This is a genomic window from Microtetraspora sp. AC03309 (assembly GCF_020826795.1).
GTDB classification, from domain to species: Bacteria; Actinomycetota; Actinomycetes; order Streptosporangiales; family Streptosporangiaceae; genus Microtetraspora; species Microtetraspora glauca.
In genome coordinates this window covers 1-795 of the sequence record NZ_JADDIL010000282.1, presented here as the reverse complement: position 1 = coordinate 795, position 795 = coordinate 1, and the positions used below count along the sequence as shown (strand labels likewise).

General features: G+C 65.4%; 1 protein-coding gene. It reads left to right on the top strand.

Going from position 1 to position 795, the window contains the following annotated elements; genetic code table 11:
• Nucleotides 1-65: 65 nt before the first annotated feature.
• Nucleotides 66-795, top strand: a 730-nt coding sequence (locus IMZ11_RS42845) for an MMPL family transporter (protein ID WP_228649331.1), incomplete at its 3' end; no start/stop codon positions are given.

The following is a 795-nucleotide window of genomic DNA, read 5'->3' as shown; positions in this document are numbered from 1 at the left end:
CTCCGGGCGGAGGTGAGGGCAGCATGCGACGGCTAGCGGATTTCGTGGTGCGATGGCCCTGGGCCGTGATCGGTGTCTGGGCTGCACTGCTGATCGCGCTGCCGCTGACATTCCCATCACTCGGCGAGATGGCCGAGAAGCATCCCCTCTCGATCCTGCCCAACGATGCGCCCTCGAGCGTCACCGCCCAGAAGATGACCGAGGCGTTCCACGAATCGGGCAACAACGACCTGCTGTTGGTGGCGCTGATCAACGAGAACGGGTTGGGCAAGTCCGACGAGACGACCTACCGCAAGCTCGTGGACGCACTGCGCGACGACGTGACGGATGTCGAGAGCGTGCAGGACTTCATCAGCACGCCACAGCTCCGGCAGTTCCTGACGAGCAAGGACAAGACCACCTGGGTCCTTCCGGTGGGCCTGGTGGGTGAGCTGGGCACACCGCGGGCCATCGACTCGTACAACCGGGTCTCGGAAATCGTCAGACTCAGCACGGCCGGCAGCCCGCTGGCGGTGCACCTGACTGGCCCCGCGGCGACGGCAGCCGATCTCACCGTCGCCGGGGAGAACGATCGCTTGCCTATCGAGATCGCGATCGCAGTCCTGGTCCTGGCCGTGTTGTTGCTGGTCTACCGCAGTGCGGTCACGATGCTGCTGCCGCTGGTGACGATCGGCTCGTCCCTGCTCATCGCACAGGCATTGGTGGCGGGCTTCTCCCAGCTGACCGGCGCGGGTGTCTCCAATCAGTCCGTGGTGTTCCTCAGCGCGATCATGGCCGGAGCGGGCACGGACTATG